9 protein-coding genes are annotated in these 13,080 nt (G+C 69.4%); 2 read left to right on the top strand and 7 right to left on the bottom strand.

Going from position 1 to position 13,080, the window contains the following annotated elements; all coding sequences use genetic code 11:
* Positions 1-108 precede the first annotated feature (108 nt).
* Complete coding sequence (locus HDC36_RS10290; protein ID WP_179566894.1) at positions 109-1,422, top strand: dicarboxylate/amino acid:cation symporter; 1,314 nt, start codon at positions 109-111, stop codon at positions 1,420-1,422.
* A gap of 132 nt (positions 1,423-1,554) precedes the next feature.
* Positions 1,555-3,555, top strand: a complete 2,001-nt coding sequence (gene tkt, locus HDC36_RS10285; protein WP_179566892.1) for a transketolase — start codon at positions 1,555-1,557, stop codon at positions 3,553-3,555.
* Between the two features lie 221 nt (positions 3,556-3,776).
* Here tkt and HDC36_RS10280 read toward each other — a convergent pair whose 3' ends face one another.
* The 7 genes from HDC36_RS10280 to HDC36_RS10250 form a co-directional block, all read right to left on the bottom strand.
* Positions 3,777-4,487, bottom strand: a complete 711-nt coding sequence (locus HDC36_RS10280; protein ID WP_179567994.1) for a DUF2894 domain-containing protein — start codon at positions 4,485-4,487, stop codon at positions 3,777-3,779.
* Entirely contained in the window at positions 4,477-5,127 is a 651-nt protein-coding gene (locus tag HDC36_RS10275) for an OmpA family protein (RefSeq protein WP_179566890.1), read from the bottom strand. The genes HDC36_RS10280 and HDC36_RS10275 overlap by 11 nt, the downstream gene beginning before the upstream one ends.
* Positions 5,124-7,460 carry a DUF802 domain-containing protein gene (locus tag HDC36_RS10270; RefSeq protein ID WP_179566888.1) on the bottom strand — a complete coding sequence of 779 codons (2,337 nt, stop codon included), beginning with the start codon at positions 7,458-7,460 and terminating at the stop codon, positions 5,124-5,126. Before HDC36_RS10270 ends, HDC36_RS10275 begins: the two co-directional genes overlap by 4 nt.
* A gap of 10 nt (positions 7,461-7,470) precedes the next feature.
* On the bottom strand, positions 7,471-8,202 hold the full coding sequence (locus HDC36_RS10265) for a DUF3348 domain-containing protein (protein ID WP_179566886.1): 732 nt from the start codon (positions 8,200-8,202) through the stop codon (positions 7,471-7,473).
* A gap of 269 nt (positions 8,203-8,471) precedes the next feature.
* Positions 8,472-9,182, bottom strand: a complete 711-nt coding sequence (locus tag HDC36_RS10260) for a M23 family metallopeptidase (protein ID WP_179566884.1) — start codon at positions 9,180-9,182, stop codon at positions 8,472-8,474.
* A gap of 4 nt (positions 9,183-9,186) precedes the next feature.
* The gene (locus HDC36_RS10255; RefSeq protein WP_179566882.1) at positions 9,187-10,146 is read right to left on the bottom strand and encodes a L,D-transpeptidase; all 960 of its coding nucleotides are present in this window, start codon (positions 10,144-10,146) and stop codon (positions 9,187-9,189) included.
* Positions 10,147-10,322: 176 nt separating this feature from the next.
* On the bottom strand, positions 10,323-13,046 hold the full coding sequence (locus tag HDC36_RS10250) for a TonB-dependent receptor (protein WP_179566880.1): 2,724 nt from the start codon (positions 13,044-13,046) through the stop codon (positions 10,323-10,325).
* Positions 13,047-13,080: the final 34 nt, after the last annotated feature.

Genomic DNA, 13,080 nt, shown 5'->3' with positions numbered 1-13,080 from the left:
GCGGGCCTGGGCGACGCGGCGCGCAGTGCACTCGCCCTGTGGCGCGGGCTTGCGGCCCGCCGGTGCGGGTTTGTTAAGCTCGGGGTTCCCTTCTGCAAGGCGCACACCATGACCGACACCCCCGTGAAGGCCAAGACCGGCATGCCTTTGCATTGGAAAATGGCGATCGGCTTCGCTGTCGGGCTGGTGTTCGGTCTGGCCGTGCACATGAGCGTGGGCGGCGATGCGGCCTGGGTGCAGGCGCTGACCACCTACCTGACCACGCCGTTGTCCAAGCTGTTCCTCAGCCTGATCTTCATGCTGATCGTGCCGTTGCTGTTCTCGGCGCTGGTGATGGGCATTTCCGAGATGGGCGACATCCGCGCGCTGGGCCGGATCGGCTGGAAGACGCTCGGCTATACGGTGGTGCTGTCGGGCATTGCGGTGCTGCTCGGGCTGGTGCTGGTCAACGTGCTCAAGCCGGGCATCGGCGTGGACCACGCATTGGCGCAGCAACTGCTGCAGCAGAACGCGGAGCGCGCCGCGCAGATCGTCGACCAGAGCAAGCAGCAGCCGCGCGGCATGGACATGCTGCTGGCGATCGTGCCCGACAACGTGGTCGCCGCCGCCTCCAGCAACGGCGCGATCCTGTCGCTGATGTTCTTCGCGGTGATGTTCGGCGTGGGCATGGTGCTCAGCGACGATGCCAAGGTGGCGACGCTGCGGCGCGGCATCGAGGGCATCTTCGAGATCTCGATGACCCTGATCGGGCTGGTGATCCGCCTGGCGCCGTACGCGGTGGCCTGCTTCATGTTCAACCTGGCGGCGCTGTTCGGCTTCGAACTGCTGATCCGGCTCGGCGCCTACGTCGGCGTGGTGGTGCTGGCGCTGGGCCTGCACATGGTGGTGACCTACGGGCTGGCGGTGAAGTTGGCCGGGCGCTCGCCGCTGGCGTTCTTCCGTGCCACCCGCGAGGCCACGGTGATGGCGTTCTCCACCGCTTCCAGCAACGCCACCTTGCCCACCGCGCTGCGCGTGGCCGACGAGATGGGCCTGCCGAGCAAGGTGTCGCGCTTCGTGCTGACCGTCGGCGCCACCGCCAACCAGAACGGTACCGCGCTGTTCGAGGGCGTCACCGTGATCTTCCTCGCCCAGTTCTTCGGCGTGGAGCTGAGCATCGCCCAGCAGTTCATGGTGATGCTGGTGTGCATCCTCGGCGGCATCGGCACCGCCGGGGTGCCGTCCGGCTCGCTGCCGGTGGTGGCGCTGATCTGCGCGATGGTCGGGGTGGACCCGGTCGGCATCGGCATGATCCTGGGCGTCAACCATTTCCTGGACATGTGCCGCACCGCGCTGAACGTGACCGGCGACCTGGCGCTGACCACCCTGGTGGCGAAGGGTGAGGGGGACGACGCCGCGCCACGGGCGGCTGCGGTCGGCTGATCGGCCGGTCGCGGCGGCGTTCCAGGCCGCCGCCGCCGCGGGTCCAGGTCCGGTGACTGTCCTGCGCCCCGGGCTGTGGGACAATGGTGGACCCGACGCCCCCGCGCCCGCTCCCGGTCCAATAGAACCCACATGACGACGCCTACCCGCCGCCAGCTCGCCAACGCGATCCGCTTCCTCGCCGCCGATGCGGTCGAGGCCGCCAAGTCCGGCCATCCCGGCATGCCGATGGGCATGGCCGACATCGCCGAAGTGCTGTGGAACGACTTCCTCAGCCACAACCCGAACAATCCGAAGTGGTTCAACCGCGACCGCTTCGTGCTCTCCAACGGCCACGGCTCGATGCTGCAGTACGCGCTGCTGCACCTGTCCGGCTACGACCTGCCGCTGGACCAGCTGAAGCGCTTCCGCCAGCTGCACAGCAAGACCGCCGGCCACCCCGAGCGCAGCGAGACCCCCGGGGTGGAGACCACCACCGGTCCGCTCGGCCAGGGCTTCGCCAACGCGGTCGGCTTCGCGCTGGCCGAGAAGCTGCTGGCGCAGCGCTACAACCGCCCCGAGCACCAGATCGTCGACCACCGCACCTGGGTGTTCATGGGCGACGGCTGCATGATGGAAGGCATCTCCCACGAAGCCGCCTCGCTGGCCGGCACCTGGGGCCTGGGCAAGCTGGTCGCGTTCTGGGACAACAACCATATCTCCATCGACGGCAACACCGCCGGCTGGTTCAGCGACGACACCCCGGCGCGGTTCGAGGCCTATGGCTGGCACGTGCTGCGCGATGTCGACGGGCAGGATGCCGACGCGATCAAGGCCGCGATCGAGGCCGCCATCGGCGAGAGCGACAAGCCGACCCTGATCTGCTGCCGCACCACCATCGGCTTCGGTGCGCCGAGCAAGGCCGGCAAGGAATCCTCGCACGGCGCGCCGCTGGGCAAGGACGAGCTGGAAGGCGCGCGCAAGGCGCTGCAGTGGCCGTACGGCCCGTTCGAGATCCCGCAGGAGATCTACGACGGCTGGCGCGCCGGTGGCGCCGGCACGCTGCGCCAGGCCGAGTGGGAGCAGGCGTTCGACAAGTACGCCAAGCAGTTCCCGGCCGAGGCCGCGGAGCTGACCCGCCGCTCGCATGGCGAGCTGCCGGAGGACTTCATCGCCCAGGCCGACGCCTACATCGCCAAGCAGGCGAGCGAGGCGCAGACCATCGCCTCGCGCAAGGCCTCGCAGATGGCGATCGAAGCCTTCGCGCCGCTGCTGCCGGAACTGGTCGGCGGCTCGGCCGACCTGGCGCATTCCAACCTGACCCTGTGGAAGGCCAGCAAGTCGGTCGCCACCGACGACCCGAACGCCAACTACGTGTACTACGGCGTGCGCGAGTTCGGCATGACCGCGATCGCCAATGGGCTTGCGCTGCATGGCGGCTTCATCCCGTTCGACGCCACCTTCCTGGTGTTCAGCGACTACGCGCGCAACGGCGTGCGCATGAGCGCGTTGAACCCGGCGCATGCGATCCACGTGTACACCCACGATTCGATCGGCCTGGGCGAGGACGGCCCGACCCATCAGCCGGTGGAACACCTGGCCTCGTTGCGCTACATCCCCAACAACGACGTGTGGCGCCCGTGCGACACGGTCGAATCGGCGGTGAGCTGGAAGGCCGCGATCACCCGCCAGGACGGCCCGAGCTGCCTGGTGTTCAGCCGCCAGAACCTGCCGTTCCAGGCGCGCAGCGACGCGCAGATCAAGCAGATCGAACGCGGCGGCTACGTGCTGGCCGATGCCGAGGGCGGCGCGCCGGACGTGATCCTGATCGGCACCGGTTCGGAAGTTGGGCTGGCCGTGGACGCGAAGAAGGTGCTGGATGCCGCGGGCCTGAAGACCCGCGTGGTGTCGATGCCGTCGACCGACGTGTTCGACCGCCAGGATGCGGCCTATCGTGAATCGGTGCTGCCGAACGCGGTGCGCAAGCGGGTGGCGGTGGAGGCCGGCGTCACCGGTTTCTGGCGCAAGTACGTGGGCCTGGACGGTGCGGTGGTCGGCATCGACACCTTCGGCGCCTCGGCACCGGCCGACGAGCTGTACAAGTACTTCGAGATCACCGCCGAGCACGTGGTCGCGGCGGCGAAGGCGTTGTAACGCAGCGTCTTCGGCGGCAACGGAAAAGGCCGGCGCAAGCCGGCCTTTTTCTTGCGTGCGCTGTTGCGCAATTCAGGCGCGTCCCCTGGAGGAGCGGCTTCAGCCGCGACGGGCTTTACGGATGCAGCCTGTCGCGGCTGAAGCCGCTCCTGCAGGGGCGTTATCGGCCTGGATTGGATTGTGCGCCGGGCACGCATTGCGGCCAGCGCGTGGGCCGGGTTTCAGCCGCGCTTGCGCGGCTTGCCGCGCGTCGGCTTCTTGCCGATATCCGCGCCGGGTTTCTGCTGCGTCGCGAGCACATCATCGTCGTGCATCCGCTGCAGCCACGACAACGCGTCGACGTAGGCGAGGAAATGCTGCAGATAGCCCGGCGACAGGGTGCGCATCAGTGCCAGCGCGCGATGCACCAGCACGCCGGAATTCAGCGGGCCGGCATCGGCAGGGGCCTGCTGCAGCGATTGCCGCAGCTGGCTGCGGCTGCGCAGCTCGGTCCACAGTCTGCGCGCATCGTCGAGTGCGGGCAGTTGCTGCGCAGGCTGCGGCGGCATGGCGTTTGCCGTGTCGTTCGCGCCATGCGCGTCATGCGCGGCGGCGCCGGCGAACCGCTGCAGCAGTTCGCCGAGCGGGCTGCGTGCGGTCGCAGTCGCGGTCGCGGGAGGCGCGGTATCGGTATCGGCGATGGCCGCACCGTCGTCGGTATCGGTTTGGGCATCGGCGGTTGTCGCGGCCGGCATCCTGGCCAGATCCGCGGCATAGGCGTCGAGCAGCGCGGACAGCTTCTGCTCCAGCAGGCGCCGCGCTTGGCCATGATGTGCATCGACGCGCCGCGCCAGCGCTTCGATGAAGCGGAAGCGCAGCGGATCCAGGCGCTCGGCCTGCCGCTGCCGCCATGCGCCGAGCAATTCGCTCGCGGGTGTCGCGTTATCGCGCATGCGGTTTCGCGGCAGACGTGGACAGCTTCGGCAGCGGCGCCATTTCCACGCGCCGGTTGCTGGCGCGTCCGGCTTCGTCGGTGTTCGGGCTGACCGGTTGCTGCGCGCCGAACGCGGCGGCGAACACCGCATCGGCCGGCACGCCTTCGTCGATCAGCGCACGGGTCACGGTCAGTGCGCGCTGCGCCGACAGTTCCCAGTTGTCGGCGAACTGGCGATTGCTGTCGCGCACCTGGCGGTCGTCGGTGAAGCCGCTGACCATCAGGATCTCGCCGCGCGCCTTGAGGTAGCCGGCCAGCGGCGCGGCCAGGCTCTTCAGCACTTCGCGTCCCTCGGGCTGCAGCTGATCGGAATTGAGCGCGAACAGCACGCTGCCGCGGATGCCGATGCGGCCATCGACCAGGGTCACCCGGCCTGCCGCCAGCGGCGCGGCCAGCGCCTGTTCCAGGGTCTTGCGTTGCCGCGCCTCGGCCTGCCGCTGCCGGACTTCCTCGTCCAATTTGTGCGACAGCTGCAGCTGCACGCCGATCACGCCGATCAGGATCAGCACGAACGCGCCCAACAACACCGACATCAGGTCGCCGAACACGGCCCAGATCGGCGCGCCGGCGTCGGCTTCGATCTCGAGCTCGTCGCTCATGCCGCTTCGGCTCCGTCATGCGCCGGCCCGGCCGACAGCTGGCGCAGTTCCTCGATGATCTGCTTCTGCGACAGCATGCTCAGGTCGATGACTTCGCGCGCCTGGGCCACGTAGTAGGCCAGTTGCTCGTCGCTGCGCGCGAGCGACTTGTCCAGCGCCTGTTCGATGCCCTGCAGGCGCTCCAGCAGCGCCGCGTTCGAGTGGCCGAACGCCTCCACCGCGCCGCCGAACGCATCGCCCAGGCTCGCCACTTCGGTGGCGCCGACCGCGACCTGCGCGGCGACCGATTCGAGCTTGCCGGTCTCGGCTTCGATGTGGTCGGTGAAGCGGGTGCCGACCCGTTCGAGAAGATCCGCCGAGGTGGTGACCAGGGCGTCCACCGCGGTGCGTTGCTCGGTGGAGGCGTGGTTCACCGCGTCGAGCAAGGTGTGCAGCGTGTCCAGCAGGCGGCTGCGCTCTTCCAGCATGGCGGTGTCGCGGACCATGCTCTCGGAGAGTTTCTGGCGCAGCTCGGCGACGACATCGGCGGCGGCCTTCGGCGCTTCCGACGCGGTCTGCACCAGGCGCGAGATCTCGGCGATGGTCTCGCTGGCATGCGCCTGGGTCTGCGCCGCGATCGCGCCTGCGGTGCGTTCGAGGGTGGCGCAGATGTCCTGCTGGCGCTGCGCGATGCGCTCGCCGTTGCGTTCCCACTCCGCGTTCAAGGCGGCGACCATCGCGGCGAACGTGTCGGTCCACGTGGCCAGGCGCGCCTGATCGCGCGCTTGCAGCGCGTCCTGCAATTGCGCGTGGGAGTGCTGCATGACCTCGACCAGCGCCGCCGCGCGTTGTTCCAGCGTCGCTGCGGCCGCGTCCAGCGCCTGCGCGTTGCGCTCGGCCAGGGCGGCGTTGACGTCTTCCTGGCGCGACAGCGCATCGCTCCAGGCCTGCTTGGCGCCATCGGCGGTAGCGTCGAGGCGTACCGAGATCGCGTCCAGCGCCTGTGCGTTGCGCGCTGCCAGCTGTTCGTTGATCGCTTCCTGGCGCGACAGCGCATCGCTCCAGGCCTGCTTGGCGCCATCGGCGGTGGCGTCGAGTCGTACCGAGATCGCATCCAGCGCCTGTGCGTTGCGCGCCGCCAATTGCGCGTTGATCTCTTGCTGGCGCGACAGCGCATCGTTCCAGGCCTGCTTGGCGCCATCCGCCGTGGCGTCCAGGCGCGCCGACACGGCATCCAGCACGCCGTTCGAGCGCGTCGCGAAGCTGTCGCCGAAGCCGTCCAGCGCGCTGCGCAGATCCTGGACCAGCGCCTGGTTGGTGTCGCGCTGGCCGGCCAGCGCGGCATCCCACGCCTGTGCGGCGCGCGCGGCGGCGTTCTCGAAGCCGCTGGTCAGGCTGTCCAGCTGGCGTTGCACGGCCTGGCCGACGTGCTCGTGCAGCGTGGCGGTTTCGCGCGCCAGGCCGTCCAGGGTGGCCTGCACCACCGGCTGCAGCGCCGCGCCGAGCGCGCGCGCGTTCTCCGCGACGCCGGCCTGCAGCGACTGCTCCACCGCGCCGGCCAGGCGCGTGTAGGCGGCCTCGGTCCTGGCGTGAAAGGCGTCCTGATTGCTTGCGAGGCGTTCGCCGCTGGCGGCGCCCTGTTGCTCGATACCGGTCGCCATCGCCTGCAGCCGGTCGATCAATGCCGGCATCAATTCCGTCTGCCGCTGCAGCAGCTTGAACGCTTCGCTGCGCTGGAACGCCTGCGAATGGACGTGCAGCGTGGTCGCGATGGCCAGGTCGAGCCCTTGCACCGCCTGCAGCCGCTCGCGCCGGCACAGCGCGGCGAGCAGGCCGAGCATCGCCGAACTGGCCACGCCGGCGATGGAGGTGCCGAACGCGAAGCCCAGGCCCTTGACCGGTGCGGCCAGCGAGTCGCGGATGGCCTGCAGGTCGGTCGCGCTTTCCAGCGCCAGGCCGGTACCGCGCAGGGTCGCCATCATTCCCAGGAAGGTGCCGAGCATGCCCAGCAGGACCAGCAGGCCGACCAGGTACGGGGTCAGTCCCGGCGCCGGCAAGGCGACGCGCTCGCCCTCGATGCGCAGGCGCACCGCATTGCGCAGGCTCGGGTCCAGGCGTTGCAGCCAGCCGCCCAGGTCGGACTGCGCCGCGTCCGCGTCGGCCACGGCGTGGACCAGCGTGGCCGTGGCCTGCCGGTAGCGGTACAGCTCCAGCGCGCCGGCCACGTAGCACGCGCCGATCAGCAGCGCGAAGCCGACGCCCAGCGGATTGGTGCCGAGATAGCCCACGCCGATCCAGCACACGGCGGCGAGGCCGGCCAGGAACACGACGGAATTGAAGAAGTTCTTGAACATGAGGTCTCGGTCAGCGGGGGCGCAGCGCTGCGAGCAGCGCGTCGATGGGGTGGAAGCGGACATCCAGCTCGGCGCGCAGCACGCTGCGCATGTCCTGGCGGAACACGTCCAGCCAGGCGTTGGCGGTCGGTGCCTGAGCGGTGTCCGCCGTGTGCGTGTCGGCCGCCGCGGTGGGCTCGGTCTCGCGCAGGCGTTCGAAATGCTGTTGCAGCAGCGCCGGCACGGCAGCCAGCAGGGTCTGTTCGCGCGGACTCAGGGTCAGCTCCATGACCGCATCCACCTCCGCCAGCCGCGCCATGTCCGCCGACGTCCGCGCCAGCGTGTCGCGCAGCTGGCCGCGCAGGCGGCCGGTCGCGGTCAGCATCGTCCGCTGCAGCGACAGGTAGCGCTGGCGGAACGGCGCGTAGTCGAGCGGCGCGTTCGCGTCGGCGGCTTGGCCAGGCCGGGGGCCTTGCTTGCCGGCGTCCGCGGCGGTGTCGCTGGAAATCGCCTCCTCCAGCGCGCGGCGCACGCGTGCGCACTCGTGCGCGTCGACGCCCTCGAATGGCGCGTCGGCGTCGATCGCGGGCAGCCTGCCATCCAGCGCCCTGGACACGGCCACGGCGCGCGTCCAGTCGATCCATTGGCCGAGCCGGTCGGCCAGCGCGGGGCTGGACGGCGCGATGTCGGCGTCGGTGAGACGTGCGAGGAGGCGAATGAACGCCGGGCCCGGGACAGGCGGCCGTGGAAGAGCTTTCGCCATTGCTTCTGGGTAAAACCGGGAATTTTACACGCGAATGACATGGCGGGCCGGCCGGCAACCCCGGCGGCGGCCCGAAAGCCGCCCCGCCGGTCCGGTGCGGTTCAAGCTGCCGTTGCCGGGTTGCCGCCAGCCCTGGCACGCCCCGGCCTGGCGGGGTGGGGCTGAGGCCCGCGGGTCAAGGCATCGAGCCGTCGGCAGGTCCAGGCACGAGGCGGAGGCGCCTGCGATCGCGCAGCCTCCCGAGACGCAGCGTCGGGCCGCGCCTGCGCCTACAGGCGCTGCTCGCCGCGCAGCAGCGGATACGGATTGAGCGATTCGCCCTTCCACCACTGCTTTTCCGGGCCCAGCCGGTGGATCTCGAAATGCAGGTGCGGCGCGCCGGGATCGGCATTGCCGGTGCTGCCGACATAGCCGAGCACCTGGCCGCGGCGGAGCGTCTGTTTTTCCGCCAGTCCATCCGCGTAGCGCTGCAGGTGCGCGTAGTAGTAGGCGTAGCGGCCGCTGGGTTCGAACTGGTACACGGTGAGGCCGCCGCGCTCGCTGTCGAACAGCTTTTCCACGCTGCCGTCGGCCACCGCCAGCACCGGCGTGCCGGCCGGCGCCAGGATGTCGATCGCGTCGTGGCGCCGGCCCTGGCTGCGCGCGTCGGTGAAGGTGTCCTGCAACTGGTCGCGACGCACGCCTTGTACGGGGATCAGCAGGTCGTCGGAAGCGTTCGCCGGCGCGGCCGCGGGGGGCGCTGCGGCCGCGGCAGGCGCCGCCGCCGGCGGGGTGTCCATCGCCATAGGCAAAGGCGCCGGCGCGGTCGCCTCGCGCTGTGCCGGTGCCGCTGCTGGCGCTGTGGCAGGGGACATCGCGGGCGTGGCCGCTGCGTCGCCGGCCGCGGCTGCGCTGGGGCGCACCTGTACGCCGGCGCGCAGCACCCAGTAGCCGAGCGCTACCGCCATTACCAGCGCCGCCAGACTGAGCACGGTCTTCATCCGCTCACTCCTGCATGGTCACCGGCACCGACGCGTTCACCGCGGCGGCCACGGTCAGCGCGTCCCAGTTGGTCAGGCGCACGCAGCCATGCGATTGCGCCTTGCCGACCCGCGCCGGATCCGGCGTGCCGTGCAGGCCGTAATGGTCCTTGGACAGGTCGATCCACACCTCGCCGACCGGATTGTTCGGGCCTGCGGCCAACGTGGCCTTCTTGTCCGACTTGTCGGCGTCCCAGAACAGCTTGGGGTTGTAGTGGAAGGTCGGCTGCCGCACCACGCCCTTGATCTTCCAGTCGCCGATCGGCAGCGGATCGTGCTCGCTGCCGGTGGAGGCGGGGAACTGGGCCAGGATCGCGCCGCCGGCGTCGAGCAGGCGCACGGTGGAGTCGGACTTGTCGACCACCAGCTTGGCTGCCTTCGGCAGCGCCGCGGTGCCGAGCACGTTCGGCACCTGCGCGCTGGCGCCAGCCTGGCTGAAGTCGACCGACGGGTTGAGCGCGCGCAACAGCGCAGGCGCGGCGTGGAAGCGTTCGCCCAGGCGCTCTTCCACCGATTCGTAGCCCAGTGCCGTCAGCTTGGCCTTCTCCGCGGTGTCCTCGGGGATCTTGGGGAACGGACCGGCGACGTCCTCGGCGGTGAGCGTGTAGGCGATCAGCGCGGGCGCGCTGTCCTGCGCCAGCGCCTGCCAGGTGGCATCGTCGAGTTCGCCGCTTGCGGTCAGTCCGCGCGCCTGCTGGAAGCCGGAGACCGCGCGGCGCTGGTTGGAGCCCGGCTGGCCGTCGATCTCGCCCGGGGAGAAGTGCGCGCGGTCCAGCAGCACCTGTGCGCGCAGCGGCGAACGTTCGCCGCTATCCGGGGCCGCGGTGGAGGCCGCGGCCTTGGCGGGCGGCTGCGCCGATGCAGTGCCGACGGCGCTCGCGAACAGCACGGCGAGGCAGGCGAGTGGAAGCGATAGGCGGGACATCGGCGACTCCGGCATGAATTGCAGCCACCATGCCTAAGCGCCGCGACTAGCCAGCGTGAAATGTCTGGCTGCCGGCTGACCGCAGCGCGGCCGGCACTGCCGGGCCGCGCATCCGTCTCGCTTCCAAGAACCCAGCCGCGACGCCTCCGGCGCGCTTCGCCGGAGGCAGGCCGCGCTCAGTAGGTGTAGCCCACCGTCAGCATGTACACCCGGCCGGTCTCGACATAGGCGCCGTCGGCACCCGGATCGTAGGCCATGTAGCGCTTGGACTTGCCCTGGGTCTCGTAGAAGGTGGCCGCATTGAGCAGGTTCTTGGCCGACACGCCGAGGTCGATGCCGTGCGGCAGGTGGTAGGTGGCATTCAAGTCCAGCGACTTCACCGGCTGCAGGTAGTAGTTGAGCCGGTCGCTGGTCAGGCCGAGCAGTTGCAGGCCGGTGTAGTTGTAGCTCAGGTCCGCACGCAGCTTCGTGTCCTCGTAGAACAGGTCCAGGTTGTAGATGCGTTCCGGCGCGCGCGGCAACCAAGTCGTTTCCGGTTGATCCGGGCGCTTGCTGTCCGCTTCGCTGTGCTGCAGCGTGAGGTTGGCGGTGGCGCCGAAATTGCCCCAGATGCCGGGCAGATCCTGCAGGCGTTTGCTGGCCGCCAGTTCCACGCCGTAGAGCTTGGCGGTGCCGCCGTTCTGCGGCATGGTCACCGGCACGCCGTTCTCGAACGTGGTGCCGGTGGGAACCAGGCCGCCGAGCGTGTTGTCGTTGCTGGTGGCCGACTGCGAGGTGTAGACGAAGCCGGTGATGCGCTTGTAGTAGGTCGCCGCGCTGAGCACGCCGCCGTGGTGGTCGTAGAACTCCGCGGACAGGTCGGCGTTGTCGGCCTTGCTCGGATTGAGGTCGGGATTGGGCTTGGAAATGCCGATGACCGTGTTGTTGGGGTCGATGGTGTACACCGTCTCGCCGGAAATCAGGCCGAAGGCCGGGCGGCTGAAGCTGCACCGCAGCGAGGCGCGGTAGACGGTGAGATCGTCCGGGCGATAGTTGAGGCTGATCCCCGGCAGCACTTCGCCATAGGTGCGGCCGGTGCCGACGAACCGGCCATTGATGCCGTCGCCGCTGGATTGCCAGGAATCGGCCGAGTAGCGGGTCAGCTCGTAGCGCACGCCAGGCAGCACGGTCACGTCGCCGACGTGCAGCGTGGCCATCGCGTAGCCGGAATAGATCGCCTCGGTGCTGGAGGTGGTGTTGGCGTTGTAGTCGTTGGCGGTATAGACGCCGGCGCCCTTGGGATCGTCGATGTACTTGTAGGGCACGGCCTGCGCCAGCATCCAGTTGCGGTCCAGGATCTTGAACGGGCCGGCATAGTGGCCATCGAAGGCGCCGTAGGTCACCCGCCCCGGGATCGCGCTCAGCGGCGGGCCGCCGGCGGTGGGGAAGGCGTAGTTGGGGCCGCCGAAGTAGGGACCGTTGGTGACGAAGTTGCCGTCCTTGTGGAAGAACGGATGGTCGTAGGCGCCGCGGTCGGCGTGGTCGGCCGACAGCCCGACCTTGACGCTGTCCAGCACGCTGTCGTCCACGCGGTAGGTGATGTCGGTGTGCGCATTGACGCGGTTGTCGTGGCTGCCGGCGTCATGGCCCTGCACCTTCCACAGCAATGCAGAATCCAGGTTGTAGAAATAGTTCTTCAGCGCGTCGGAGCTGGGACCGATGCTCGGATAGGTCGGGTCGCTGAGGTCGAAGGCGAAGCTGCCGGGGGTGAAGCCGTACAGGCTGGCCGAGACGTAGTCCGGCCGGCTGCGGGTGCCGCGGCCGAACGAGCTGCCGTAGTCGAACTGCAGGCGGTCCAGCGTGGTCTTGCCGCCCACTTGCAGCGTCGCCAGCTTCTCGCCGATGTCGTGCGTGTTGAAGTAGCCGCCGCGCACGGCCGTGGGCTGGTTCAGATAGGTTTCCAGGCGCGCGCTGGACTGGTCCTGCTGCCCGGTGACACGGTAGCTGCCGTAGAGGGCGCGGGCGTACAGCGCGCTGTGCTCGCCCTGCCAGTCGAGCGCGAGGTTGCCGCCGTAGCGTTCGATCTGGCTGGTGTAGACGCTGTACTTGTAGCGGGTGCTGACCAGGGGTCCCACGTCGCGCAGATCGACGGCATTGGCCTGCGCCGGATCGGCCGGAACGTATTTGCTGTTGGGCGCGGGCGCCTGCGCCATGTTGTTGTTCTTGCCGTAATAGGCGGACGCGTAGAGGCCGAAGGCCTGGTTGTCGCCGAACTTCCAGGCCAGTTCCTGCTGCAGCGTGCCGCCCTTGTCCTTGCCGCCCAGGTCCGAGGCGAGCGCGTTGAACTGGCCCTGCGCGGTGGTCTTGCCGTAGAAATCGCCGTTGAAGTCGAACGCGCTGGGCGTGCGCATGTCGATCGCGCCACCGATCGCGTCGCCGGGCATGTCGGGCGTTGGCGCCTTGGAGACCTGCACCGACTGGATGCCGAACGGCGCCAGCATGTTCAACGAGATCGCGCGGGTCGAGGAGTCGGTTTCGGGCATGCCGAAGCCGTTGAGGGTGTAGGCGTTGTAGCTGGCGTCCATGCCGCGGATGCTGACGTAGGCGTTCTCGCCGGTGGTGGCCTGGCCCAGGTGCATGTCGCTGTAGGCCGACAGTCCCGGCATGTGCGCGAGCACGTCGGCGATGCCGGCCGAGGGAATGGCGTCGATCTGCTCCTTGTCCATCACGCTGTTGACGCTGTTGGACAGGCGCTGTTCGTTGATCGAACCGGGCGCGGGCGCCTGGTCGGCCTGCACGTTGACCGAATCCAGCGTGGTGGGGGTGCGTGGGCTCGCGTCCTCCGCGAACGCGGGTGCGCAGAACGTCAGGGCGATGCTGATGGCGTAGGTCAGGCGGCTGATGGAACGGGTGGACTGCATGTAGAGAACTCGCGGTTGGTGAGCTTGGGTACCC

The sequence above is a fragment of the Xanthomonas sp. JAI131 genome (assembly GCF_013410075.1).
GTDB lineage: Bacteria > Pseudomonadota > Gammaproteobacteria > Xanthomonadales > Xanthomonadaceae > Xanthomonas_A > Xanthomonas_A bonasiae.
Note: the sequence above shows the minus strand (reverse complement) of the source record. Positions and strands in the feature narration are given on the sequence as shown.

Coding starts and splice junctions, on each gene's coding strand:
- HDC36_RS10290 (WP_179566894.1), top strand. CDS start 109: ATGACCGACACCCCCGTGAAGGCCAAGACCGGCATGCCTTTGCATTGG.
- tkt (WP_179566892.1), top strand. CDS start 1,555: ATGACGACGCCTACCCGCCGCCAGCTCGCCAACGCGATCCGCTTCCTC.
- HDC36_RS10280 (WP_179567994.1), bottom strand. CDS start 4,487: ATGCGCGATAACGCGACACCCGCGAGCGAATTGCTCGGCGCATGGCGG.
- HDC36_RS10275 (WP_179566890.1), bottom strand. CDS start 5,127: ATGAGCGACGAGCTCGAGATCGAAGCCGACGCCGGCGCGCCGATCTGG.
- HDC36_RS10270 (WP_179566888.1), bottom strand. CDS start 7,460: ATGTTCAAGAACTTCTTCAATTCCGTCGTGTTCCTGGCCGGCCTCGCC.
- HDC36_RS10265 (WP_179566886.1), bottom strand. CDS start 8,202: ATGGCGAAAGCTCTTCCACGGCCGCCTGTCCCGGGCCCGGCGTTCATT.
- HDC36_RS10260 (WP_179566884.1), bottom strand. CDS start 9,182: ATGAAGACCGTGCTCAGTCTGGCGGCGCTGGTAATGGCGGTAGCGCTC.
- HDC36_RS10255 (WP_179566882.1), bottom strand. CDS start 10,146: ATGTCCCGCCTATCGCTTCCACTCGCCTGCCTCGCCGTGCTGTTCGCG.
- HDC36_RS10250 (WP_179566880.1), bottom strand. CDS start 13,046: ATGCAGTCCACCCGTTCCATCAGCCGCCTGACCTACGCCATCAGCATC.